The organism is Arcobacter siniprincipis (SeqCode) (genome assembly GCF_048571125.1).
GTDB classification, from domain to species: domain Bacteria; phylum Campylobacterota; class Campylobacteria; order Campylobacterales; family Arcobacteraceae; genus Arcobacter; species Arcobacter siniprincipis.
On sequence record NZ_CP182343.1, the window covers coordinates 2095344 to 2120359 of the forward strand.

The 25016-nt window shown below is 28.4% G+C and carries 26 protein-coding genes; 8 read left to right on the forward strand and 18 right to left on the reverse strand.

Annotation, left to right across the window (positions count from 1 at the left end):
- Position 1: 1 nt before the first annotated feature.
- From ACNI3D_RS10555 to nadB, 15 genes are all read right to left on the reverse strand, one after another.
- Positions 2 to 391: a hypothetical protein gene (locus ACNI3D_RS10555; RefSeq protein ID WP_419766954.1), complete on the reverse strand. Its 390-nt coding sequence runs from the start codon at positions 389 to 391 to the stop codon at positions 2 to 4.
- Between the two features lie 93 nt (positions 392 to 484).
- On the reverse strand, positions 485 to 832 hold the full coding sequence (locus tag ACNI3D_RS10560) for a rhodanese-like domain-containing protein (RefSeq protein ID WP_419766955.1): 348 nt from the start codon (positions 830 to 832) through the stop codon (positions 485 to 487).
- Positions 833 to 858: 26 nt separating this feature from the next.
- Positions 859 to 1671, reverse strand: a complete 813-nt coding sequence (locus ACNI3D_RS10565; RefSeq protein ID WP_419766956.1) for a DUF1853 family protein — start codon at positions 1669 to 1671, stop codon at positions 859 to 861.
- Between the two features lie 168 nt (positions 1672 to 1839).
- Positions 1840 to 4104: a methyl-accepting chemotaxis protein gene (locus ACNI3D_RS10570; RefSeq protein ID WP_419766957.1), complete on the reverse strand. Its 2265-nt coding sequence runs from the start codon at positions 4102 to 4104 to the stop codon at positions 1840 to 1842.
- 420 nt (positions 4105 to 4524) lie between these two features.
- A complete protein-coding gene (locus ACNI3D_RS10575; protein ID WP_419766958.1) occupies positions 4525 to 5271 on the reverse strand; it encodes an acyl-[acyl-carrier-protein] thioesterase in 747 nt (248 codons plus the stop codon).
- Positions 5238 to 5465 (reverse strand): transposase, encoded by a 228-nt coding sequence (locus ACNI3D_RS10580; RefSeq protein ID WP_419768992.1) that lies wholly within the window; start codon positions 5463 to 5465, stop codon positions 5238 to 5240. Before ACNI3D_RS10580 ends, ACNI3D_RS10575 begins: the two co-directional genes overlap by 34 nt.
- Positions 5466 to 5685: 220 nt before the next feature.
- On the reverse strand, positions 5686 to 6159 hold the full coding sequence (locus ACNI3D_RS10585) for a hypothetical protein (RefSeq protein WP_419766959.1): 474 nt from the start codon (positions 6157 to 6159) through the stop codon (positions 5686 to 5688).
- Positions 6149 to 6511: a hypothetical protein gene (locus tag ACNI3D_RS10590; RefSeq protein WP_419766960.1), complete on the reverse strand. Its 363-nt coding sequence runs from the start codon at positions 6509 to 6511 to the stop codon at positions 6149 to 6151. Before ACNI3D_RS10590 ends, ACNI3D_RS10585 begins: the two co-directional genes overlap by 11 nt.
- An 85-nt stretch (positions 6512 to 6596) precedes the next feature.
- Complete coding sequence (locus ACNI3D_RS10595) at positions 6597 to 7607, reverse strand: hypothetical protein (protein WP_419766961.1); 1011 nt, start codon at positions 7605 to 7607, stop codon at positions 6597 to 6599.
- Between the two features lie 742 nt (positions 7608 to 8349).
- Positions 8350 to 8907 carry a hypothetical protein gene (locus ACNI3D_RS10600; RefSeq protein ID WP_419766962.1) on the reverse strand — a complete coding sequence of 186 codons (558 nt, stop codon included), beginning with the start codon at positions 8905 to 8907 and terminating at the stop codon, positions 8350 to 8352.
- Between the two features lie 209 nt (positions 8908 to 9116).
- The gene (locus ACNI3D_RS10605) at positions 9117 to 9368 is read right to left on the reverse strand and encodes a hypothetical protein (protein ID WP_419766963.1); all 252 of its coding nucleotides are present in this window, start codon (positions 9366 to 9368) and stop codon (positions 9117 to 9119) included.
- 131 nt (positions 9369 to 9499) lie between these two features.
- Positions 9500 to 11035: a glutamine-hydrolyzing GMP synthase gene (gene guaA / locus ACNI3D_RS10610; protein WP_419766964.1), complete on the reverse strand. Its 1536-nt coding sequence runs from the start codon at positions 11033 to 11035 to the stop codon at positions 9500 to 9502.
- Positions 11036 to 11134: 99 nt separating this feature from the next.
- Positions 11135 to 11323: a hypothetical protein gene (locus ACNI3D_RS10615; protein WP_129101602.1), complete on the reverse strand. Its 189-nt coding sequence runs from the start codon at positions 11321 to 11323 to the stop codon at positions 11135 to 11137.
- Between the two features lie 80 nt (positions 11324 to 11403).
- Positions 11404 to 12795, reverse strand: coding sequence for a sodium:proton antiporter NhaD (gene nhaD / locus ACNI3D_RS10620; RefSeq protein ID WP_129101603.1), 1392 nt, complete (start codon positions 12793 to 12795; stop codon positions 11404 to 11406).
- The gene (gene nadB, locus ACNI3D_RS10625; RefSeq protein ID WP_419766965.1) at positions 12795 to 14246 is read right to left on the reverse strand and encodes an L-aspartate oxidase; all 1452 of its coding nucleotides are present in this window, start codon (positions 14244 to 14246) and stop codon (positions 12795 to 12797) included. Before nadB ends, nhaD begins: the two co-directional genes overlap by 1 nt.
- A 95-nt stretch (positions 14247 to 14341) precedes the next feature.
- Between nadB and ACNI3D_RS10630 the strand changes: the two genes are divergently transcribed.
- Positions 14342 to 14758 carry a DUF721 domain-containing protein gene (locus ACNI3D_RS10630; protein ID WP_129101605.1) on the forward strand — a complete coding sequence of 139 codons (417 nt, stop codon included), beginning with the start codon at positions 14342 to 14344 and terminating at the stop codon, positions 14756 to 14758.
- Here the strand turns inward: ACNI3D_RS10630 and ACNI3D_RS10635 are convergent.
- Complete coding sequence (locus ACNI3D_RS10635; protein ID WP_129101606.1) at positions 14745 to 15332, reverse strand: M48 family metallopeptidase; 588 nt, start codon at positions 15330 to 15332, stop codon at positions 14745 to 14747. The genes ACNI3D_RS10630 and ACNI3D_RS10635 overlap by 14 nt on opposite strands.
- Positions 15333 to 15411: 79 nt before the next feature.
- On the opposite strand from ACNI3D_RS10635, the gene ACNI3D_RS10640 reads away from it, so the two are divergent.
- Genes ACNI3D_RS10640 through ACNI3D_RS10655 form a run of 4 tightly spaced genes read left to right on the forward strand, consistent with a single transcriptional unit; the run spans position 15412 to position 19876 of the window.
- Positions 15412 to 16584 (forward strand): pyridoxal phosphate-dependent aminotransferase, encoded by a 1173-nt coding sequence (locus tag ACNI3D_RS10640; RefSeq protein ID WP_129101607.1) that lies wholly within the window; start codon positions 15412 to 15414, stop codon positions 16582 to 16584.
- A gap of 4 nt (positions 16585 to 16588) precedes the next feature.
- Positions 16589 to 17485, forward strand: coding sequence for a cation diffusion facilitator family transporter (locus tag ACNI3D_RS10645; protein ID WP_419766966.1), 897 nt, complete (start codon positions 16589 to 16591; stop codon positions 17483 to 17485).
- A gap of 14 nt (positions 17486 to 17499) precedes the next feature.
- On the forward strand, positions 17500 to 19674 hold the full coding sequence (locus ACNI3D_RS10650) for a CHASE2 domain-containing protein (protein ID WP_419766967.1): 2175 nt from the start codon (positions 17500 to 17502) through the stop codon (positions 19672 to 19674).
- Positions 19675 to 19723: 49 nt separating this feature from the next.
- Positions 19724 to 19876: a hypothetical protein gene (locus ACNI3D_RS10655; RefSeq protein ID WP_419766968.1), complete on the forward strand. Its 153-nt coding sequence runs from the start codon at positions 19724 to 19726 to the stop codon at positions 19874 to 19876.
- Between the two features lie 6 nt (positions 19877 to 19882).
- On the opposite strand, the gene ACNI3D_RS10660 is transcribed toward ACNI3D_RS10655, so the two are convergent.
- Both ACNI3D_RS10660 and ACNI3D_RS10665 read right to left on the reverse strand, forming a co-directional pair.
- Positions 19883 to 20506 (reverse strand): CBS domain-containing protein, encoded by a 624-nt coding sequence (locus tag ACNI3D_RS10660; protein WP_419766969.1) that lies wholly within the window; start codon positions 20504 to 20506, stop codon positions 19883 to 19885.
- A gap of 104 nt (positions 20507 to 20610) precedes the next feature.
- Positions 20611 to 21132 (reverse strand): hypothetical protein, encoded by a 522-nt coding sequence (locus tag ACNI3D_RS10665; RefSeq protein WP_375724088.1) that lies wholly within the window; start codon positions 21130 to 21132, stop codon positions 20611 to 20613.
- Positions 21133 to 21280: 148 nt separating this feature from the next.
- Here ACNI3D_RS10665 and abc-f point away from each other — a divergent pair, with 148 nt between their 5' ends.
- From abc-f to ACNI3D_RS10680, 3 genes are read left to right on the forward strand one after another with little or no spacing between them, the layout of a single operon-like run.
- The gene (abc-f, locus tag ACNI3D_RS10670) at positions 21281 to 23239 is read left to right on the forward strand and encodes a ribosomal protection-like ABC-F family protein (protein ID WP_419766970.1); all 1959 of its coding nucleotides are present in this window, start codon (positions 21281 to 21283) and stop codon (positions 23237 to 23239) included.
- 45 nt (positions 23240 to 23284) lie between these two features.
- Positions 23285 to 23728 carry a GatB/YqeY domain-containing protein gene (locus ACNI3D_RS10675; protein ID WP_013135871.1) on the forward strand — a complete coding sequence of 148 codons (444 nt, stop codon included), beginning with the start codon at positions 23285 to 23287 and terminating at the stop codon, positions 23726 to 23728.
- A 12-nt stretch (positions 23729 to 23740) separates the two neighbouring features.
- Positions 23741 to 24997 (forward strand): diguanylate cyclase, encoded by a 1257-nt coding sequence (locus ACNI3D_RS10680; protein WP_419766971.1) that lies wholly within the window; start codon positions 23741 to 23743, stop codon positions 24995 to 24997.
- Positions 24998 to 25016: the final 19 nt, after the last annotated feature.

Sequence of the window (25016 nt, forward strand, 5' to 3'; positions counted from 1 at the left end):
ACTATTCTTCAAAATTAGCAAAAGCACTTTCAACATTTGGAATACTTTTATAGCTAGTTTTAGTTAGTTTTACCTTTCCTGTTTTTATATCACACACTGCAAGTCTAAAGCTAGCTCCAATAGATGGCTCGATAACGCAAACTATTTTGCCATCTATTTCTCTTGTTGTATAAATAGTACCTTGAAGAGAATTAAAAAAATATTTTGGATAAGTTAATGGTGTTATTTCAACAATATCTATAGCTTCCCTATTTTCAAGAGTTTCTAATATAATCATGGCATCATCATAATTATCAAAATGAATACACCAATCATCAAATCTCTTATTAAAATTTTCTAAATCCTCGTCTAGAAATCCACCAGCTAAAGATTGTAAAGCAAATATAGACACAAAACACACCTTAAATATATAAATTAAAAACTAATTTTAGCATTTTAACTTTAAATATAAAAATAGTTAAGTGTCCTAATATCAAAATTATAATTAAACCTTTAGAAGAGAACTCCATGTTCCTGCATTGTGAATATTTTCAAATCCTTCTGCCACTAAAGTACGCTTTGCTAGTGCACTTCTACTACCACTAGCACAACAAAGTATTATGGGCTTAGTATTATCTAACTCTTTTATTCTATTTTTAAGTGAATCCAAGGGAATATTTATACTTCCATCTTTGTGAGCCAAGACATATTCTTCTACACTTCTAACATCAACAATTTGACCACCTTGAGAAAGTAAAGATGGAACAAGTTTTAAGACCTTATATTGACTATACTTTTTATAAGCTATAAAAACTAATATTGCAATAAATGCATAAATTATATTTTCGTTCAAAACTATCCTTTAAATATTAAGATTTATTACCACCAAGTAACAAAAAAACTTTGACTTTTATTTTTTCTATCTTTTAACCAAACAAGAGAAGATTTTTTATAACTTAATAAGAGTTCAATTTCACTTATCACTTCATCAAAACTTTTCCATATTTGGTTTGAGCTACAATCACTAACCCAATCATTTCTTGAAGGTAAAAAGTATTCAAACTCTCTAAAATGTTTTTGATTTACAAACTCTTTATAGTCTATATAAAAACCTTTTATACAAGCGTTATTTACAATAGGTATCTCTTTACCTAACAAGTTTAGAGGAACATAAATATTTCCTTTGAAACAAACCTTTTGTTCGATATTATTTATATCTATTTTATCTAAGTACTTTCTAGTCTCATTTTTATATAACAAAGGAAGTTGCTTGTTTTTTAGCTTTTTTATTTTCTTTGAAAAAGAATCATCTCTATTTGGACCAATAACCCTATCAATCTCATTTTTAAAAGAAGTATCATACAAATAATATTTATAAATATGCTCTATGTGCAAATATTTCTGATTTATTTTATCATAGATTAAAAAATCTAACTCCCCTAGTGTTTCTTTATCATGGATGATTTGAATATTAGATTTTATCAATTCATAATTTGCCGATTGCTTTATATAAAATTCAAAAAAACGCTCTATTCTTTTGCCTAAAGGAAGTTTTTCAGTAATATTCAGTTTGCTAAAATCAAACTCATTTATTTCATTTATATCTAGTTCTATTTGAGCTAAACCATAGAGTTCTTTGAATAAAGAAGGTGTGTTCATAAAGCCTAAAAATTGAGTTTTTAAATTATTCATTTAATATGATACTAAAAATAGTATAAATAGGAAGAAAAGTTTCTTCTTGACTTTTTTATACATAAAATTAAGAATCAGGTGAAAATAACAACCTTAACTATTTCGCTTTTTTATCTACACTGAGTTGTCTTTATCACCTGACTTCTATTTTCGTCTTTATTTTACTAATTAAATATCATCTTTCCCAATAAACTCTTTTTCATCTACATTTTTTACAATCACTTTAGCTATCTCATCTGTTTCATCTGCAACAGTTTTTGTTTGATTTGAAATATTAGCATTTTCTTGAGTTTTACCATCTAATGAATTGACTGCATCATTAATTTGTTCAATTCCTGATTGTTGTTCTTTTGTTGCAACTTCTACTTCTGAAATAAGCTCAATGGTTTTTAAAATATTTCCATTTAAACCTTGGTAACCATCTATCATCCTTGTAGCAATCTGTTTTCCATTGTTTGCTTTATTTATTGCAGACTCAACTAAAGATTTAATTTCATTTGCAGATTCAGCACTTCTTGAAGCTAAATTTCTTACTTCTTGTGCGACAACTGCAAATCCTTTTCCAGCTTCACCTGCTGTTGCTGCTTCAACTGCTGCATTTAAAGATAATATATTTGTTTGAAATGCAATTTGATCAATTATAGAAATAGCCTCACTAATAGCAGAAACTTGATTGTCAATTTCATTCATTGAAGTAACTGTTTCTTCGGCTAAACTTTTACCTTCATTTGCAGATGTAGTTAATTCTTTAGCATAATCTGCCATCTTTACAACGTTTGTAGTATTTTGTTTGATATTACAGGTAATCTCTTCTAAAGAAGCTGCCGTTTCTTCCAAAGAAGCTGCAGAAGTATTTGAATTTGTATTTAAAACATTTACATTTTCAAGTAGTACTTTACTACTTTGGGCAAGAATTAAACCTGTTTTTTTATTTTCAACAAGCATTTCATTTATTATATTTGCAAAATTATTTAATCCTTTCTCTACTTTTCCTGTATCATTTTGAATTCTATGTCTAAAATCTAAATTTTGATATGAGTTAAGTGCATCTAATATTTTATTTAAATCATCACTAATATTTATAGACATAATTTCAAGCATTTCATTAATAATGACTTTAAGCTCATTTAAACTTTCATCTTTTGAGTTTTTAGTAATAGTTTGTTTAATTCTACCCTCTTTTACATGCTCAACAACATCTTTAACTTCATCAATTAAAGCAATATCTTCATCTAGTTTAATTTTAATAATTGATATATTATCATTAATCTGTTTCGACATGACACCAAATTCATCATTAGAATTGATTTTAATTTGTTCAGTTGATGATGTTTCTTTATTTAAATAGCTAAAAAAAGAAGTTAATCCATTTGTGATATTTTTTAAATTTCTATCTAAAACTCTTGTATTAAAAGCAATAACAATACCAATTAAAATAAAACTAATAATGCCTGAAATGATTGAAAACCATTTAATATAAATAGTATTTTCTAGATATTCTTCAATAGGAACAGATATAATTAAACCCCAGAAAACACCAGTTTTTTCAATTTGAAAAGGAATTACAACAAACTCAGACATAAGACCATTTCGCTCATCTATTCCTTTATAAAATAGCTTTTTATTTTCACGTAGTTTTTTAGGTAAATCAAGAAAAAATTTATTTTTTGAAATCTCATTTATATTTCTACTTAAAAATTTTAAATCTGGATATCCAACAATTGTACCCTCTTGTGTAATTAAACTTGCATAACCATTTTCAAATATTTTAAGGTCTCTTATTCTCTCAGACATTTTCTTTAAAGCTATATCAACTCCAACAGTACCAATAAATTCACCTTTATAATATACTGGATGCGCGGCAGCTGTTATCAATGTTTGAACGCCATTTATTGGATAAAAATATGGTTTAGTGACAAACTCTTTTCCAGATTCTCTTGGTCCATCTACCCATGGTCTATCTGGATAGTTTTCATCTGCACCAGGAAGTACACTTATCTTACCATCTACATTCACAATAAAAGGTGCAAATCTTCCATCTTTATCATGTCCATCTATATTTGCTAATGTTGGATCTGTTTTAAATAATATTCCCCCATTTATTTCTACCCATAATCCAAATACTTCAGTATTTTTCAAAAGTATGTTTTTCATTACTTCTCTAATATCTTCTTTTTTAAGATCTTGCTTATTTTTCAATGCAACTTCAAAAGTTGAAGCAAACCCACGAGAAATAACAACAGCTTTATTTAATAAATCTTTTGATTTTTGAACATTAATATCTGCAATGCTATCCATATATAACTCAGCAGTATTTTTACTATTTTTAAACGACTTATCTTGTATTAAATATGTAGAAATCGTTGATGAAACTAAAACTACTCCCATAATACTCAAAAATAAACGTTTTGAAAAACTTAGACCCTTCTTCATTTTAATCCTCTTATTTATAAAAATCATATTTTATTTACTATATTGTAAATTTTAAATATTATAAAATACAACTTAGTAAAAATAGTAATATTATAAAACTATATCTATAGTTTACTTAATTATTATATATTTATATTATATTATAAATTTAAGCCTATTATAAAGGATAATCCAACAAAAATAAAATTATTTTATTAGAATTAATCTTCTTTTTTAAAATATTTAACAAATTTTTTTGTCTTTTAAATAAAGAAATAAGTAACTTTTTTATCTATGTAAAAATCAGAAAGTGGAAATTCAACCTTTGAGGTGTAGTTTTTAATATGAGATTAAGTGAATTTTAAAATTCTTTACTTAATTATATATCCTGTCTCAGAATTTCAGAGTTAGCGTTATCACCTGCCCCTATTTTCAGAATTTTCAAATTTTTTTCCAGATAGTTTTACCCGTGGCACAAACTTTATTTGTGCTTTTAATTTGAATAGTATGTACAAAAGAGTTTTCAGAACTATCCTTTTTTGTTGAAGATAAAAGCACATCACCATATTGAGCCTCTGATATAAAATGCCCATCTATAAAGTACAAATAATAGTTATTTAGTATCTCATTAGGTATTGATTCTATTAGCCATTGTAAATATCTAAGGTTATTAACATGTTTGTTAGTATCAGTATCATACATATTAACTTTAAACTCTTTTCTATATTCAAAAGAATCAAGAGCTTCTATTTTATTACTTATATCATGTTCATGAGATACTGATTTGTCTGATGACCATCTTTTTAAAAAGTCTGGATGTATTCGTGTAGGTCTTCTTTTTTTTATATCATAAAAAAGCCATAAACCTCTAGCTCTTCCTATAATATTATAATTTTCATCATAAATGATATTTTCTCTAAATCCTCTGATAGTCTGATATTTTGATATCCAAGTTCTAATAATTATTTTTTCTTTGTATAAAGGATAGCGTTGCATTTGCATCATACCAGATAGCAATACCCATCCAAGATTTTCTGACATCAAAGATAAAAGATTATGCCCAGCATAATGACAATGCTCAGCAGCAGTTTCTTGAAGCAAAGTCAATATAGCAATAGGAGAAGCTTCCCCTAATCTATTCATCTCAAAAAATCTCAATTCAAACTCTTTATCAAAATAGTTTTCCACAAAAACTCCTTTAGTAAATAGAATATATGCAATTTAATAAGTATTGTCAAGGGTAAAGAAAAAATCCCTAGATTTTCAATTGCTTTAGATAATAATTCTGCATTTTTTGGCATAACGATTAAATGCACATGATTTGTCATAAGACAGTAAGATATTATTTCTAATCCATACAGTTTGGATTGTGTATATAGTATCTACTATTCTTCTTATTCTTGCCATTTTTAATCTCCTATATTTTAGATATTAAAAATGATACAACAATAAAATTTACTTATTTAAAAATATTACATTTTGCAATTAATTAGTATCCTGTCCCCGGAATTTTACCCAGAATTTTTTTCTAAATATAACGTTTGAGTTGAGAAATATTTGAGCTGCAGGGCCAAATATTTCTCTCCAATGATTTGTTAGACCTTAGTTTATAGTTATTTCTTTTATCGATCCATCTTCAAATTTCATAATTTTTATTTTTTTACTAAAATTACCATCTATTATTATTGTCTGATTAGTAATTGAAATTTGATTAGCTTGAATTGTATTTTTTTGATTTGAACTTGATAAGTTGAATAAAAATATAATACCAAATACAATCCCTAAAAATAAAGTTATTGTTACACAGGTAAAGGTGCTTTTTGTATCTTTTTGTTTTATGGCATCTTCTTCACTTCTATACACTTTATTAATTAGTAGATTTAAATTTATTATCGACCAAACTAAAGTAATTAACCAAAAGAAGATTGAAATATAGAAATAATACTTATTTGAAGTATTAACTTGATCATGGAATGTTAATAATCCAGTCATCAAAATAGTAACAACAACTACAATTAATTTTAGAGATTCTATCAAATAATCAGTTGCTTTAATTTTATCTTGATCAATAGGCACTTCCAAATCCTTTCTTCTCACAAGGGTAAATGTCACTATTACATTTTAGTAATGCTTGGCTTTCTAATGCGCTAGATTCTGTCATCATCATTGTTCTTGAATATTTCCTATAAATAAGTTGTGCATAATTTTTTGTTAATGCACTTAGTATCATTTTGTGTTTAGAAAGTTTTCTATTTCTTATTGCTTTACCCAATCTAGTATTAGATTCTAAATCTTGATTAATTGTTAATTCAATGGCATCAAAATCAAATATATCTTGGAGTGTTTGAATTTCTTGATTGCTTAATTTCATTCCAAATTTTCGTAATTCATTTTCAAAAATACCTGTTACAAAACTTTTTACATTCATAATATTCCTTTGTTTTAGTAGTATAACGCTTAGAACAGTTGCAAAATATTTGGCACTACATTTTGCGAAGCGAAATTCGTGACAATTATTTTGTCAATTGATTCGTCTTGTTATGTTTATCTGAACTAATTTCTGAAATTTTATTTTCAATAATTTTAAGGCTATCTTCACCATCGTCATAAGTGAATTTTTTGCTTTTTATTCTTTCAATGAGTTTCATTAGCGATATAAGTTTTTTCATTTGATATATTATAATATTAGCTCTAAAAACATTATGTTCACCAGCTATAGCCCAAGTTAATTTCTTTTCTCTCATTTTAGTGTAGCTTTCTTCAGAATCTTTTATTGTTGATCTTGAAAATATATCTGATATCACTTCACTTTTCTTTTTTCCTATATTTAAAAAATACAATAATAAATCAGGTTCTATACCCACCTCTTCCATACAAGATTGCTCAACTATATTATTTCTCTCCCAAATATCATTTGAGCCTGACGACACACCAGATTCGTATCTTAAGATGTCGTTCAAGAAATCATATGTCTTTTCTATGTGCATAGTTAGTACACAATCGTTGCTAATAGAATCTGGATTAATTAACAAAGTAGAATGAATATTGCAAAGTAATGACTCTATAAAAGTATCTATCTCAATAATTATTTCATTTAGTTTATTAGTCTTACTTTCCTCTATCAAATATTGCTCATGAATAGCTGATTTATCTCTACGTTTATTTTCCATCTCGTTCAATCTGGTATGAATCCAAGTTAAAACCTTTTCAGACTCATTCATAACTTCTAATGTTGCTTGACAGAGTAAAGTCTCATTGGTGAAAGATTTAAGCCTAGTCCAATTGTTAAACATAGCGCTATGCTTTCTCTTTAATTCATCATTTTCATATTTCGCAAAGGCTTCTGTGATAGATGAATGAATGGCAGTAATAACTGGGCTGAAGTTATAAATTACAGGAAGTTCTTTTTTATCTTCTGAAAGGAGTTCAATAAAGCTACCGATACCTCGATCATCAATCTGTTTTATATATTTATTATCATTGTCATTATAAATTAGAGATCTAACCCTAAATGAACTTTTCATATTATCTCCATTTTGTAAACATAACTATTTATTAGTAATACATTATGTATTAATTACATCTAAAACTACCTAATAGTTTTACACTTACAATGTTAACCTATTAAATATAAATAAATACCTAAAATAAAGTCTTTTAAATAAAAACATTGCATATTGCAATACTTTTTACAATATTTCTGAACTCTTTATATAATTTTTATGTTAGATTATTGCCGTATATCCTTAATAGTTTATCACTTTATATATCTATTAAGCAAAAATCGTAATAGTTTAACAATATGTTAAATATATCAGAAGAGTATTGTGGGTAAAAAATTACTTGATATTATGAGAGAAAAAATAAGATTTTATAAAAAGAACTATATAAAAATCTACGCGAAAAGTTTGCCTTGTGCTAAAAAGCACAAGTTTTCCTTTTCTTCTATGCCCTTTCAGGGTCACGCTTTGTTACTTTTTCCAACGATAAAATAAGTAACCAAAAAATCTGTTTTTCAATTGCTATCGCTAAAGTTAGCTTTCAATTGTTTTGTTATTTTTCTATGAGATTAAGTGAACTTTTTCTATTTAGAGTTTTAATACAGAAAACTTAATTTTAATTATATATCCTCGTATCTCTATGATGTAATAAACTAAGTTTGATTTCAGAAAAGTTACCATATGGGGTCTAAGGCCTATTTCTAGCCATCAATCATCTACTTATAGCGATAATTCTCCCGCAAAGTAAATTATTACCTCGTAGTTGTTATGTGCTTTTTCTATCATACAATACATTATTTCTATGGTCCCAAAAATCATATAAATTAGACCTAGTTCTAAGTATCAGTTCTATAATTTTCTGTAAAGATTCTTCTGTGAATTGTACGTACTCTTGTTGCATGCCTTTTTTTGACATTTTAAGTCTAACAAAAGCATATCCTTCTTCATTAGTACTTTGCCAATTAGCATGTGCAACAAGATTACGTAATCTAGCAGATTCTTTTAAATCATTTATAAGTCTTTCATATCCTTCAAGTTCCTTACCTAAAGAAAATTGAAAGTCATCACAAAATCTTTTTAATAAATCTATTTTTGCAGAAAATCCCATTTTATTTAAAACAATTAAGCCTGTTGAATCTGTACGATCTGTAAAGTTTTCACAAAGCACTGAATCTAATGAACTTTCAAGAGAATTGAAATACATTATAATTAATCCAATAAATGGAATTGCATTTTCTATGTATTCTTCAGCTTTTTCTTCATTATCAATTTCATGAGAAAGGTGTTGCATAAATTCTGTTAGTTTTGTTTTTGTATAGTTCACAAACTTCCTTCTGTCACATAACTATTTATTGATTCTGTATTATATAAATAAAGTACTTAAATCCACTAGTTTAGTATATATTGATATAAAGAGCATATTTTAGGCATGTTTATAAATAAAGATTCTGGGGATAGTATATATAATTAACTATATAGTCAAAAATGTTTCTAATTGCTATTGCTAATGTAAGCTTTTATTTGTATTTAAAATTATCGGTGTAAAATCAGCTCATTATCAGTAGGATTTAATTTTATTAAAATAATATCATAAAAATAAGCTAGTGCCTCAAGCAATGAACCAATTATAAGAAAAATAAATGGCAAATTAATTGGAGTATTGTCTAAAAAGAAAGTCATAATAAGACCTAAAATACATAAACCTGCCAATAAATGAACAATTCTCAAAAATAATCCTCTTATTAACATCATAGGGTAAAACAATAACGATTTAAGTATTTTCATATTTATTTCCTAATTTATATTCTTTTTCTAAAATTAAAAGTTTGCTTTAGATTGTGCTGGATTTAGATGAAGATGTACAACTAGTACCTCGAAATCTAAATCCAGTGCAAGATGAAGTAAAATTTAAATTTTTACTCCCATTCGATTGTTGCAGGTGGTTTGCTCGAAATATCATACACAACTCTGTTTATTCCATCAACCTCATTGATGATTCTTCTACTAATCGTCTCTAATATATCATGTGGAATATGTGCAAATGTTGCTGTCATACCATCTGTTGCTTCTACTATTCTTACACAAACCGTGTTGTCATAAGTTCTGTTATCACCCATAACTCCTACTGATTTTACATTTAGTAGTACTGTAAAGGCTTGCCATGTTTTATCATAATATCCAGTTGCTCTTAGAACATCTAACATGATAACATCTGCTTTTCTTAAAAGCTCTAGGTCTGGTTTATTTACATCTCCCATGATTCTAATAGCAAGTCCAGGTCCAGGGAAAGGGTGTCTTCCTATCATATCTTTTGGAATACCAAGTTCAAGTCCTAGAAGTCTTACTTCATCTTTGAAGATTTCTCTTAATGGCTCGATTAAATCAAATGTCATCCAATCTGGAAGTCCACCAACATTGTGGTGAGATTTGATAGTTTTTGAAGGACCTTTTACTGATACTGATTCGATAACATCTGTATATAAAGTCCCTTGTGCTAAGAATTCTATACCATCATGTTTTTTTGCCTCTTCATCAAATACTTTGATAAATGTTTCACCGATGATTTTTCTTTTAGTTTCTGGGTCTGTTACACCTGCTAGTTTACTTAAGAATTGTTCACTTGCATCAACTGTGATTAAAGGAACACCTCTTGCTTTAAACATAGCTTCTACTTGTTCTCTCTCATTTGCTCTTAAAAGTCCATTATCAACAAAAACTGGGATTAATTGATCTCCTATTGCTTCTGCTAAAAGAGTAGCAACTACAGAAGAATCAACTCCTCCTGATACACCACAAAGAACTTTTTTATCTCCAACTTGATCTTGGATTTTTTTGATTTGTTCTTTTGCAAAAGAACCCATGTTCCATGTGCTTTCACAATCACAAATATATTTTGCAAAGTTTTTAAGTAGTTTTGCACCCTGCTCTGAGTGATATACTTCTGGATGAAATTGGAAAGCGTAAACTAATCTATCCAAGTCAGCAATAGCTGCATAAGGTGAGTTTTCACTTGTTGCGATTTTTTCAAATCCTTCAGGAATAGTTTCTACTCTATCACCATGGCTCATCCATACAGTTTGCCCATCTATAGTATCTCTAAAAATATCACTTTGTTTTTCAAAATTTAATTTTGCTTTTCCATATTCATGATGATCAGCTGGTATTACACTTCCACCAAAATATTGAGAAATAAGTTGCATACCATAACAAATACCTAAAATCGGTAATCCAAGCTCAAAAATTTTGCTATCTGGATGATATGAATCTTTTGCATAAACAGATGCTGGTCCACCACTTAAAATTATACCTTTTGGAGTTCTAGCCTTTATATCTTCTATACTTTCACTATATGGAACAATTTCAGAGTAAACTCCTGCTTCTCTTAGTTTTCTTGCTATGATTTGAGTATATTGACTACCAAAATCTAATACAACGATTGGTACATGTTTCATTTATTATTTTCCTTCATATTTTACACTTCTTGGTGTTTAGATATTACAATTTTTAATGAGGGATTTTATCTAAATAGTTGTAAAAAATTGGTTAAGCGATTATTTCATCTTTTTTTCTTGAAGATTTGTTTTCCCACATTTGGGACAAGGATTTCCAGGGTTGCTATAACAAGAGTAACAAAACATAGCATCACAACCTTCACAAGTATGTTTACAATGCTTACAGACATAAGTTCTTGCTCTTTTAAATTTTTCTTTTTTAGAAGTTCTAAAAATCCAAGAAAACATTGAAACTCCTTTTAATAAAAAAAGGCTACTAAGAAAAAACTTAGTAACCTTTTATTTTGTTTATTGATAAACTATATAGTTTATCCTGCGTGATAAAAACCTATAATTTCGTATTGTAAATACCAAATAGCTACAGATGTAAAGTATCCAATTAAGATAGTCCAAGCATATTTCATATGTGAACCAAAAGTATAAATACCATGTAATTTACCCATAACACCAACACCAGCAGCAGAACCAAATGAGATTAAAGAACCACCAACACCAGCTGTTAAAGTTACAAGCATCCATTGGTCAAGTCCCATTTCTGGTCCTGCTTTTAAAACAGCACTCATAACAGGTACATTATCAACTATAGCTGAAAGGAAACCAACACAAATATTTGCAATAGTTGGACCTAAAACAGAAGGTTGATAAACATGAACTGCTAATCCTAACCATCCTATAAAATATAATGCACCAACTGCTGCTAAAATACCAAAGAAGAATAATAATGTATTATTTTCAATTTTAGCCATTGAATGGAAAATATTAAAGTGGTCTTTCCCATATTTTTTCTTTAAACCATAAGAATAAACTTTAAGTAAAGCTAAACCAAACATCATACCCCACATAGCTGGTAAATGTAATACTTGGTGTCCAACAACTGCAGAAAAAATCGTAAATATACCAAGTCCCATAACTACTTTTGCACCTTCAGCCATAACTGGAACTTTTTCAGTAGAAACATCAAATGCTGGAACTTCATTTGGAACAAATCTTGATAAAATAATCGCTGTAACTAAATATCCACCAATAGCAGCGGGGAATAAGAATAAGAAATCAGAAAAATCACCTTTTCCTGCTGTCCATGCCATAAGAGTAGTAATATCACCAAAAGGAGACCATGCACCACCTGCATTTGCAGCAACAACAATATTTATAGCACCTGGAACTAAAAAGTCTTTTCTAGTCTTTTCAATAGTGATAAGAACTGTTGATAAAATCAAGGCAGTTGTTAAGTTATCAGCAATTGGTGAAATAAAGAAAGCCAAAAGACCAGTTACCCAAAAAAGTTTTCTATATGTATAACCTTTTGATACAAGATTATATTTTAACTTATCGAATACACTCATATGAATCAAAGATTCAATATATGTCATTGCAACAAATAAGAAAAAGAAAATACCAGCAATCTCTAAAATAAGATGTGATGCTTCATTGTGTACAGCATCCATATCTAAGCCATTCATTGCGTAATAAACAGCAACTAACATGAACATCAATGTACCTATTAGTAAAGCAGGTTTCGCTTTATCAATTTCATATTTCTCTTCTGCAGCTACAAAATAATAACCTATAACAAAAATAAACAAACATGAAATACCAACCCAAGTCATAGTAAGATCAGGGTTTACTTGTGCTTCTCCTCCACCACTAGATGCAAAAGATGCAACAGTAAGTAAAAGTAATGACACCAAAACTTTTAACATTAATTCTCCTTAATAAAATGTGCACCCAACGATTCTTTTCGTCCAAGGGCACTAGTTAATATAGATTTTGCCGTAAGCAATCTTAAAAACAACAGCCTACCAACATCTTCTTTTAAAAATATTTCTATTTGATTTAAAGCAGTGCGTAAATCTGACTCATTTCGTACAATAGACGCACTTTCCCACATAAGTTTTCTTAATAAATCTTTTATATCTTTATCGATAATTTTATTTCTTATATGGGTATTTATTTTTTTATCATATGATTTTGAATCTATTTCGAAGTGATTTTTCATACTATGCTCAACTGCAATTTTTGAGAAAACAATTCCTTCTAATAAAGAGTTTGAAGCCAATCTATTTGCCCCGTGAACACCAGTACAAGCACATTCACCTATTGCATATAGGTTTTTCATACCTTCTACTTGTGCATCTAGATTTGTAGGAATTCCTCCCATTGTATAATGAAAAGCAGGAGAAATTGGAACTTTTTCAAATGGAAGTTCAAAACCTAGATCTTTTAGGTTTGCATATATATTTGGGAATCTTTTTTTGAAAAATTCTTTTTCAAAGTTTTTAAAAGAGAGAAATACACCTTTGCCAGTTTTTGTAGCATAATCAAATATTGCACGACTTACAATATCCCTTGGTGCTAACTCTCCATCTTCATGGTATTCAAATAAAAATCTTTTATCATCATCATCAACTATATGTGCACCCTCACCTCTTAAAGCTTCACTTAAAAGTGGTTTTCTAGCAAAGTGAGTTCCCCTTACAACCGTTGGATGGAATTGAATCATCTCCATATCTTTTAGTGAAATACCTTTTTCCAAACATATACCTTGTAACTCACCAGATATTGAAGTTGAATTTGTATGATATTTATATAAAGAACCTACTCCTCCACTTGCTATTATTGTATTATGGGCATAGGCAACTTTTTCTTCTGTCTCATTTACAAAGTATTGAACTCCATAACAAACATCATCTTTGATAAGTAAATCACTTACAACAACATTTGTAACTAGTTCATGGGGAAAGTGTTCTATTAAGAACATATGTATCATTCTTCCTGTTGCATCACCATCTGCATGTAAAATTCTACTTCTACTATGGGCTGCTTCTTTTGTAAGTGCAATTTGTCCTTTTGCATTTAAGTCAACTTTTAAACCAGCTTTTATCATGTCATTTACTGCTTCATTTGACTTTTCACTTAGAAGTTTTACAGCAGCTTGATTATTATGATGAACACCCGCATTTAAAGTATCTTCTATGTGAGCTGGGATATCTTCCCTATCAACAGCAAAAGCAACACCACCTTGAGCCCAAAAAGTATTGCACTCCCAAGGAGATTTTTTAGACAACAAAAGTACTTTTTTATCTTTAGGAATAAGTCTTGCTGCATTTAAACCAGCAACCCCAGAGCCTATAATTACATAATCATAGATCACTTCTTAATTACCTCTTTTGTATTGTCAACATACTTAGGAGCAGCCTTAAAACCACATCCTGACAAACTTAATAAAAATAGTGTTATAATGATTGCATGAAAAATGCTAGCGAAATTCTTACTCATTTGAAATATTATCCTGAATTTAAAAAAATTAATACCAATATTACAATAGAAAGATTAATTAAGTCCTTACCTCTAAAACTAAATAAAGGCATAAAATTTGGTTATATAAAAAACCAAACTCTTTTTTTCGTATTAAAACATCCTGTTTATAAAATGGAGTTTGAGTATAACAAGAGTTTGATAAAATCACTTTTAAAAAAAGCAAATATTGCAAATGTAAATGACATAAAATTTTTCGTAACCAATGTTATTGAAAAAAAAGAAGAAGTAAAAAAGGATGAAGATTTTTACAAAGAGCGTTCTTATGGTATCTTTGAAAACTTTTGTGAAAATGAAGATTTACGAAAGAAATTTGAAGATATTAGAAAGATAATTAAAAAGTCTTAAGTACTTTTTCGCAATTTTTATACTCAGGGCAGTATATTTCCACCAAATCCCAAAACTTTTTAGAGTGATTTTTATGTTTTATATGAGCCAATTCATGAATTACAACATATTCTATGACATTTGCTGGAAACTTTAGTAAGTTTAAATTTAAATTTATAGTGTTGTCATAAGAGCAAGAACCCCATCTTGACTTGTTGTTTCTATATTTAATATTTTTGGGGAAAAGTTGCATAATTTCTGCTTGATTATTTACTATTGGAGTTATGATTGAAGAGGCTTTACTTTTATAAAAAGTAATTAAATCAAAATCAGTAAAATCTTTTTTTTCAAAAGCTTCACCCAAATAATAAAATTTATCAGCAGAAATTTTTGTCGATTTTTTATTCAAATGCTTTAATATCCACATTTCTTTTCTCTTAATCAAATCTTTTGCTTCATCTACGGAGAAGTATTTATTAGCTGTAATTTGAATAGAATTATTCTCTATTATTCTTAAATAACAATGTCTTACATTTCTTTTATTTATTAATTTTGCATCTACTTCTTTTTCCTGCAATAAAACTTTAAATTTCAATATTATCCTTAAGTATTTTTTTGATAAAATCCGACAACTATTATATTCAAATATAATAAAAAATACATTGAGGAAAATAATGAAAATTGCAAAAAGAATGGAGAACCTATCTCCGTCGGTTACAATGGCTATTACTGCTTTAGGAAGAGAGCTTAAAGCACAAGGTAAAGACATTCTAAGTTTTAGTGCTGGTGAACCAGATTTTGACACGCCTGATATAGTAAAACAAGCAGCAATAAAAGCGATTCAAAATGGTCATACTAAGTATACGGCTGTTGAGGGTATCACAGAAACTAAAAAAGCAATCATTAATAAACTAAAAAAAGACCATGGATTAAATTATACTTTAGATGAAATAATAATCTCAAATGGAGCAAAACACTCTTTATTTAATCTTTTTCAAGTATTAATTGAAGAAGGTGATGAAGTTATTATTCCTTCGCCTTATTGGGTAACTTATCCAGAACAAGTTAAATTTTCAGATGGAGTACCTGTTTTTATTGAGACAGATGATACTACAAGTTTTAAAGTAACTGCTGATCAAATAAAAGAAGCTATTACTCCTAAAACAAAAGTGTTATTATTAAATACTCCTTCAAATCCAACAGGAGCTGTTTATACTAAAGAAGAATTAACTGCTATTGGAAAAGTTTTAGAAGGTACTGATATTTTAGTTCTTTCTGATGAAATGTATGAAAAAATTATATATGATGGGAAAAAGTTTTGTACAGCAGCTGAAGTAAGTGAAGATATGTTCCAAAGAACAATTACTATCAATGGACTTAGTAAAGCAGTTGCTATGACTGGTTGGAGATTTGGATATCTTGCAACTCCACAAAAAAACTTAGTAAAAGCTATGATAAAACTTCAAGGTCAAGTTACATCAAATGTAAACTCAATCACTCAATATGCTGCAATTCCTGCACTTGAAGGTGAAGCTGATGATACAATCGAAATCATGAGAAAAGAGTTTGAAAAAAGAAGAGATATAGCTGTTGAAAGATTTAATGCTATTAAAGGGATCACTTGTCTTAAACCAGATGGTGCTTTTTATCTGTTTATAAATATCAAAGAACTTACATTTGATTCTATGAAGTTTTGTTCAGATTTATTAGCAGAAAAAGGTGTAGCAGTGGTGCCAGGTCTTGCATTTGGCACAGAAGGATATTTTAGATTTTCTTTTGCTACAGATTTAGATTCTATTTTAAAAGGTATCACAAGAATAGAAGAGTTCGTAAACGAGAACTACTAATATTATGTCTCCACAAAGGAAAGCAACCGTTATATCATCTAGCGTTGCAGCAATTCTTACACTAATAAAATTAGCTGTAGGAATTGCAAGTGGATCTGTGGCAGTTTTAGCTTCTGCTGTTGATTCAATCTTAGATATGTTTGTATCTGTTTTTAACTACTTTGCTATTTCAAATGCAGAAAAACCAGCTGATAAATATTTCAATTATGGAAGAGGGAAAATTGAAGCCCTAGCTTCCGTTATTGAAGGTACAATTATCACTCTATCTGGATTTTTTTTATTATATCAAGCCATTGAAAAAACTATAACAGGAGAAGTTTCAAAGTACTTAGAAGAGTCTTTAACTGTGATGATAATTTCTTTAATTATCACTACATCTTTAGTTATTTATCTTAATTATATAGCTAAAAAAACAAATAACATGGTTATAAAAGCTGATTCTTTACACTATAAAACAGATGTATATACAAATGTTGCAGTATTGTTATCTTTAGTTTTAGTTAAATTTACTGGATATGAAATAATTGATATATTTATTGGTGCTTCAATTTCATTATATATCATATATTCGGCCTACGAACTAATCCAAAATGGAGTATTAGTATTATTAGATAAAGCTGTTTCTCAAAAAATAGTAAAAAAAATTGAAAATATTTTTATTGCAGAAGAGAGGGTAAATAATCATCATCTACTTAAAACAAGAGAAGTTGGAAACAAAATATTTGTTGAAGTTCATTTAGTATTTGATTGTCTTATTACTTTAATGGAAGCACATAAAATTTCAGATAAAATAGAAAATAAAATTAGAAAAATTGATAAAAAGAAAAAATGGGTTATCAACATACACATGGATCCATATGATGATTTTGATTCAAATGACGAAGGGAATGAGTTACATTAATGTAAACAAATATAATGAAAAATAAAATTATAAAAAAAGTATTATTATACTCTTCTATCTCGATAATTCTTTCTTTATTTTTATCCTTTACATATATTTTCTTTCCACAATTACCTCAAACTTTTGATAATAGCTTAAGAGATACTCTTTTTAAAATAAGAGGAGAAATCCCAAATAATGATAATGTATTTATTGTAGATATTGATGAAAAATCCATACAAACTTTAGGGCAATGGCCTTGGTCTAGAAATAAAATAGCTAAAATCTTAGAAAACCTTACAAACGCAGGGATTGGACTCATCGCCTTTGATGTTGTTTTTGCTGAAAGTGATAGAAGTTCCCCTAAAAGAATTTTGGAAAAGTACAATATAAAAAGAGATGATGTTCCTGATTATGATGAAATATTTGCAAAGACTATTGCAACTACACCTACAATCTTAGGTTATCAATTTGAATTAGAAAAAAACAATAAACACATAAGTAAAAAAGCGCCCTCTATCCCTGCCATATTTGTAGAGAAAAACAAAAATCCTGATGAAAACTATCTAATCAAAGCAACAGGAACTATTTTAAATATTCCTATGGTTCAAGATAATGCATACTCAAGTGGTTTTTTTAATAATGTTCCAGATGAATCAGGAATCATAAGAAGTGTACCCTTAATCATCTCATATAATGATATTATTTACTCTTCACTTGCTTTAGAAGTAATAAGAGTAATTACTGATACAAAAAGAGTTATCATAAATTATGACGAAGATGGTGTTGAAAGTGTAAAATTAAATGACATAACAATTCCAACAGATAGACACGGAAGAATATTAGTAAACTTTAGAGGTAAAGAAAAAAGTTTTAAATATATCTCTGCCCTTGACATATATAATAATAAATTTGATAAAAAATTTATTGAAGGCAAAGTAGCATTAGTTGGAACTTCTGCAGCTGGATTACTAGATCTTCGAGCTACTCCTTTTGAATCTGTTTATCCGGGAGTTGAAGTTCATGCAAATGTTATTGATAATATTTTAACTGGTGATTTTATTTTCAAAGCATCATGGATGGATGGAGTAAATTTAGTATTAATTTTTACTCTATCTTTAATAGTTACACTTGCAATCACATTTACACCGTTTTGGTATAACCCATTTATTACAATAGCATTTTTAGCAACTACAGTATATGCTTCATATTATTCCTTATTTACTAAAGGTTTAGTATTTAATATATTTTACCCCATTCTTACTATAAGTACAGCAGCTATAATTGCTACCTTACTTGATTACTTTTTTGAGATAAGACAAGAAGAAGCTATCAAGAAAAAATTTGCTTCTAAAGTATCAAAAGATGTAATGGATAACTTACTTAAGAACATGGATGACAGTGGTTTTCAAGCTATGGAAAAAGAAGTTACAGTATTTTTTAGTGATGTAAGAGGTTTCACTCAAATATCAGAAAAGATGGGAGATGCCAAAAATTTAATTAAATATTTAAATCAATATATGGAACCTATGAGTAATATAATTACAAAATACCAAGGAACTATTGATAAATATATTGGTGATGCTATCATGGCATATTGGAATGCCCCTGGAAATGTGGAAAATCACCCAGATAAAGCTGTTCTTGCAGCACTTGAACAAATAGCTCACCTAGAACCTTTAAATAAAGAGTACGACAAAGAAAACAAACCTCATATCGATATAGGAATTGGTCTAAATACAGGTATGGCAATTGTAGGAGAGATGGGAAGTAGTGGAAGAAGTGATTATACTGTTATTGGAGATGCCATAAATCTTGGTGCAAGATTAGAATCCCTATGTAAATTTTATAACTCAAAACTAAATATCTCAAACTTTACAAAAGATGCTTTAAAAGAAGAGTATATCTTTAGGTTTTTAGATTTAGTAACAGTAAAAGGTAAAATAGAACCCGTAGAAATTTGGCAAGTATATGGAAAAGGTCAAGTACAAGGGGCACAAAAAGAAGAGTTAGAAAAACACCATGAAGCAATTGAACTGTATAAAAACTCACAATTTAAAGAGGCTTTAGTGATTTTTGAAGAGTTAGAAAATAGTGAGATAAAAACTAATAATAATATCTATAAAATCTATATCCAAAGATGTACAGAGTTTGTAAAACACCCACCAGAAAACTTCATTGGAGTTTACGAGCACACAACTAAAGGCTAAATTTTTAATTTCTTATCAATTTTGTTATACTAAATAAAAAGGATAAAAAATGAAGATATTTATAACATTGATCTATGTTGTTATGTTTATAATAGCCTTTATTTTAAGTCTTTCTAGTGTGAGATATTTTATTACTATGTGGAAGTATAAAAATAGAAAGAAAGATGGAAGTGAAGATAAGGATTTTAAAAAGTTTGATTAAACTTTTTTATGACCATAATTGCAATTTTGGTAAGTGAGAAACTGCTTTTAAAATATCTGTTTTAGAGATAATTCCAATTAAAATATCATCATCAACGACAGGAATAGCATCAAGTTTATAGTCAATCATAACTTTAGCCACTCTTCTTATATCAGAAATTGGATCTGTTGTTATAACTTCAGGTAAAAATATATCCTCTAATGTTCTATTTAATATTGCAGTTGAATTATCCATATCAGCCATCAAAAGGTTTAGTATTATTTTTTTACTTATCAAGCCTATTATTTTTCTCTCAGTTGAGATTACGGGTATTTGCATTACTCCATACTCTTTTAAAAGGTTATATGCTTCTTCTATACTTGCTTTTGTATCAATAGTAAATACATCTTTTGTCATGATATCTTTTACTTGGTAAATAGGTTCAGATGTATCCATATTTGCTATTTTTTTATAGGAGTTTATTCGTTCATCATTGTTTTTAGAGTTCTTTCTTTTGTGAGAGAAATACTCAACAATTTCATCATCTGGTTTAAATTTTGCATCAGTTGATTTATCGATTGGTTTAACTTTGTATAAATTATCAGCTGTAGTTTGAACACCTACTATTCCATTTTCATATATTGTAAACATTGTATTTCCTTTTGAAAGTTATTAATTGTAACATCATTTAGAGATTAAATACAAATTATTTAATAAAAACTTTATCATGAAGACCGAAAGGTGTTCATGATAATTTACTTAAATAAAGAACCTTCATCTATTATCTTTCTAAATTTCTCTTTTGTCCAAATTAAATTATAATATACATGTTCACTATATTGAATTGCTTTATTATAAGATTTTTCATCTTTTGATATAAATAAAGCTCTTACTTTATTTATACAGACATCTTTAAATATTTTATTATCACTTGTCATAAAAATTGCATTATTTATCTTTGATAACAAAGCAATAAATCTATCATTTCTATGTTTTTCTGATGTATTATTTATAAAGTCATCATATTCATTTGAATAAAAAGAACCTTGCCCAAAACTTAATGCATTTGGGTTATCAGCAAAACCAAAAAAACCAATTCTTTTAAATTCTATTTCTGATAATTTATTTATAAGTTTTTCTTTTTTAGAATTTAAAATTTCATTCTTAACATAAGTTGGAACCCAAATTTCAATATCTAGGTTTTCAAAAAAACTTTTTGTCAAACCTAATTCAGAACAATAATCTATTATATTTGAATCAATAACTAATCTATTCATTAATATTATTTCCTATCTTTATTTAATTATAACCAATAAGTTTTAATGTAACTAATATCTCTATAAATATTAAAAGCAGGATATAACAGATATTTAGATACTATATCTACCCAAATTAATAAATAATATATAGGATTTTAAAACTCATATGGCACTAATAGACTTACAAAACATCTCAAAACAATACGACATCAAAGTAATACTTAAAAATGTGAACTTTACACTAAACCAAGGACAAAGAATCGCTGTCATTGGACAAAATGGTCAAGGGAAATCAACCCTTCTTAAAATCATCACTGGTGAAGTGGAAGTTGATAGTGGGGAAATGGCTATTGATAAATCTCTTAAAATAGAGATGCTAGCCCAACAACCAAAGTTCAAAGACAATCTGATGGTAAGAGATGCTATTGAAGAGCAACTTGTGGAAGTAAAAAGTGCAAAAGATGAGTATGAAGAGATATCTCACAAACTAATGACTGATTATGAAAATGAAGCACTTCTACATAGACAAAGTGAACTAGCTACATTTTTAGAGTTTCACAATGCTTGGGACTTGGATAACCTAATTGAGCGAGTATTGATAGAGTTCCACTTAAAAGAGTTTGAACATAAAGATGTAAATCTTTTGAGTGGAGGAGAACAAAGACGAGTTAGTCTTGCTGGATTGCTTTTAAGAAAACCAGATGTTTTACTTCTAGATGAGCCTACCAATCACCTTGATGTTTATATGGTAGAGTTCCTTGAAGAACTACTTATTAAAAACAACTTTACACTTATTTTTATCTCACATGATAGATACTTTATAGATAATATTGCAACTGAGATTATAGAAGTAGAAAATGGTGATATAAAAAAATTCAAAGGTGGATATACTGACTACCTAGAACAAAAACAACAAATGCTTGAAATCATGGAAAAAGAGCATCACAATCTAATAAGAATGGTAAAAAGAGAAGCCCATTGGATGCAACATGGGGTTACAGCAAGAAGAAAAAGAAACGAAAGAAGAAAATCAGAATATTTTGACCTGAAAAAACAAGCAAAATCAAACCCAGCACTTATAAAAAAGATGAGTGTAGAACTTCAAAGAGAACAAAAGGCATTTAATAGCGAAGATGTAAAAATTCAAAATAAAAGAAAGATGCTCTTCGAACTTGATGACATATCAAAAACACTTGGAAATAAACTTCTTATCAAAGACTTTACAGCAAGAATCCTACAAAAAGATACTATAGCAATAGTAGGACCAAATGGTACTGGAAAATCAACTATGCTACGAATCTTTATGGGTAAACTTCAAATCGATAGTGGTAGCTTTAAAAAAGGTGATTTTAAAATCGGATATTTTGACCAACATAGAGAAATGCTAGATGATAACAGAAATCTTTTAGAAACCTTTTGTCCAAATGGTGGAGATAGAGTTGTACTTCCAGATGGAAGAAACTTACATGTATTTGGATACTTGAAAAACTTTTTATTTCCTAGAGAATACTTAGATAAAAAAATCGGAGTATTAAGTGGTGGTGAAAAAAATAGAGTCGCTTTAGCACTTTTATTTACCAAAAATATTGATTGTATGGTTTTAGATGAACCTACAAATGACCTTGATATCCCCACAATCAATATCCTAGAAGAGTATTTGCAAAACTTCCAAGGTGCACTTATATTTGTATCACATGATAGATATTTTGTAGATAAGATTGCAAAAAAACTTTATGTTTTCAAAGGTAAAGATGGTGAGATTTTTGAATCTTTACAGCCATATACTGAGTATCTTGAAATAGAAAAAGAGATAAAAGAGTTAGAAGCTTATGAAAAAGAGTTAGCAAAAGAAGAAAATGCAAAAGCAAAACAAACAACTAACACTAAAAAACAGACAAAACTAAGCTATAAAGACCAAAGAGATTATGATAATCTCCCAAAAGAAATTGAAGGATTAGAATCAAAAATAGAAGAGATAAACAAGTGTTTATCAAATCCTTCTTGTTATGAACAAAAAGGAATAGTAGCAATTTCACAAGAGTTAGAAGAGGTAAATACAATCTATGAAAAAAAAGTTGAACGCTATTTAGAACTTGAAGAATTAATAGAAAGTTTTAACGCATAGTTTGCTACAATAAATAAATTTATAAATTATAAAAGGATTATGAACATGAGTTTAAAAGAACAACTAAAATCAGATTTAAAAGATGCTATGAGATCAAAAGAGATTGTAAAAAGAGATTCTATAAGAGCTATTAATACTATGATAAAACAAATCGAAGTAGATGAAAGAAAAGAGTTAAATGATGAAGATGTTATTAAACTTGTACAAAGAGGTATCAAACAAAGAGAAGAAGCCTCTATGCAATATAAAGATGCGGGAAGAGATGATTTAGCTCAGGTAGAACAAGAGCAAATCGAAGTATTTAAAATATATTTACCACAACAAATAAATGATGAAGAACTAGAAAGTGGAATGAAAGAAGTAATAGCAGAAGTTGGTGCAACAACTATAAAAGATATGGGAAAAGTAATGGGAACTGCAAGTAAAAAATTTGCAGGTGTAGCTGATGGGAAAAGAATAAATGAGATGGTAAAAAAACTTTTAGCATAAAAAAGGAAACTCATGACAAGTATTGAGAAAATAGCGGCCAAGACATTAGAAGTATTAAAAGAACGAAATGTTCAACCAACTCCTAATGAATACAACAAAGAGTTTTGTAATCTTGCAAAAGAGCAAAATGAAAAAATAGAAGAATGTAATTTATTTAAAAACTTAGTTAGTAAACTAACACCCCAAGAAAGGGATGAATTAAATGCAAATGATATTCAGACATTTGAAGAACTTATTGCCCTATTTTTAAAAAGAGTTCATATTAATAATGTCTCGACATTGGCTTCTATTATCAAACAAGCTTTATCGCCATCTATCAATATTCACCTTGATGAACAGCTTACAAATTTTTCTATTAAAATCGGTGATTCTCCAGAACTTATCTTCGAAGAAGATATACAAAAAGAGATGCAAAAACTTTTAGAAAAAAGATTTACAACAGATCAAACCCTACTAAAAGAAAAAACTGCTGATATTGCCAAATTAGTAACACTTATGGGCAAACACCTAAAAGAAGCAATCAACAGTAATCAAAATAGCTCAATCAATGTAACAAGCATAAAAGATGAACTAACATCAATAGATTTAGAAGATAGTAATATTTCTGAACTAGTAACCTTACAAAATAAACTTATAAATTCCGCTTCTAGTATCGAAACAGAGATGAATGAAGTAAATAAAAAATTATCTTCTGGTGAAAACCATGTAAAAGATTTAGAAAACAAGGTTCAAAATTTAGAATCTCAATTAAAAAAAGCAAAAGAAGAAGCGATCATAGACCACCTTACTGGGCTTCTTACAAGAAGAGCTTATGATACAGAGATAAAAACTATAGATAAAAATTTTGAACGAGAAAATATACAATACGCAATAGTCTTTTTTGACTTAGACCACTTTAAAGATATAAATGATACTTACGGTCATGAAGGTGGAGATACGGTATTAAAAACTTTCTCAAAAATACTAAAAAGCCAAACTAGAGAAAATGATATCTTAGCTAGATATGGTGGTGAAGAGTTTGTAGCAACTGTTGAATATAAACTAAGAAGAGAAGTTTTACAATACCTAAAAAGAATAAAAAATATCGTAAATGAAAATAGCTTTAATTATAAAAATAATAAAATAAAAGTGACCTTCTCAGCTGGTGTAGTTCTAAGAAATGACCATAAAACTTACCATGACGCAATACAAAAAGCAGATATACTTCTATATCAAGCAAAAAATGATGGTAGAAATAAAATAATGCTAGAAGATGGATTAGTAATATAAAACTAAGTTATGGTTAAAT

Excerpts from the sequence above, each read along its gene's own strand:
- ACNI3D_RS10665 (WP_375724088.1), bottom strand. The coding sequence starts at position 21,132 with ATGAATAGATTAGTTATTGATTCAAATATAATAGATTATTGTTCTGAA.
- ACNI3D_RS10590 (WP_419766960.1), bottom strand. The coding sequence starts at position 6,511 with ATGAATGTAAAAAGTTTTGTAACAGGTATTTTTGAAAATGAATTACGA.
- ACNI3D_RS10640 (WP_129101607.1), top strand. The coding sequence starts at position 15,412 with ATGAAAATTGCAAAAAGAATGGAGAACCTATCTCCGTCGGTTACAATG.
- ACNI3D_RS10615 (WP_129101602.1), bottom strand. The coding sequence starts at position 11,323 with ATGTTTTCTTGGATTTTTAGAACTTCTAAAAAAGAAAAATTTAAAAGA.
- ACNI3D_RS10675 (WP_013135871.1), top strand. The coding sequence starts at position 23,285 with ATGAGTTTAAAAGAACAACTAAAATCAGATTTAAAAGATGCTATGAGA.
- nhaD (WP_129101603.1), bottom strand. The coding sequence starts at position 12,795 with ATGTTAAAAGTTTTGGTGTCATTACTTTTACTTACTGTTGCATCTTTT.
- abc-f (WP_419766970.1), top strand. The coding sequence starts at position 21,281 with ATGGCACTAATAGACTTACAAAACATCTCAAAACAATACGACATCAAA.
- ACNI3D_RS10645 (WP_419766966.1), top strand. The coding sequence starts at position 16,589 with ATGTCTCCACAAAGGAAAGCAACCGTTATATCATCTAGCGTTGCAGCA.
- ACNI3D_RS10630 (WP_129101605.1), top strand. The coding sequence starts at position 14,342 with ATGAAAAATGCTAGCGAAATTCTTACTCATTTGAAATATTATCCTGAA.
- ACNI3D_RS10565 (WP_419766956.1), bottom strand. The coding sequence starts at position 1,671 with ATGAATAATTTAAAAACTCAATTTTTAGGCTTTATGAACACACCTTCT.
- ACNI3D_RS10660 (WP_419766969.1), bottom strand. The coding sequence starts at position 20,506 with ATGTTTACAATATATGAAAATGGAATAGTAGGTGTTCAAACTACAGCT.
- ACNI3D_RS10595 (WP_419766961.1), bottom strand. The coding sequence starts at position 7,607 with ATGAAAAGTTCATTTAGGGTTAGATCTCTAATTTATAATGACAATGAT.
- ACNI3D_RS10650 (WP_419766967.1), top strand. The coding sequence starts at position 17,500 with ATGAAAAATAAAATTATAAAAAAAGTATTATTATACTCTTCTATCTCG.
- ACNI3D_RS10655 (WP_419766968.1), top strand. The coding sequence starts at position 19,724 with ATGAAGATATTTATAACATTGATCTATGTTGTTATGTTTATAATAGCC.
- ACNI3D_RS10570 (WP_419766957.1), bottom strand. The coding sequence starts at position 4,104 with ATGAAGAAGGGTCTAAGTTTTTCAAAACGTTTATTTTTGAGTATTATG.
- guaA (WP_419766964.1), bottom strand. The coding sequence starts at position 11,035 with ATGAAACATGTACCAATCGTTGTATTAGATTTTGGTAGTCAATATACT.
- ACNI3D_RS10605 (WP_419766963.1), bottom strand. The coding sequence starts at position 9,368 with ATGAAAATACTTAAATCGTTATTGTTTTACCCTATGATGTTAATAAGA.
- ACNI3D_RS10680 (WP_419766971.1), top strand. The coding sequence starts at position 23,741 with ATGACAAGTATTGAGAAAATAGCGGCCAAGACATTAGAAGTATTAAAA.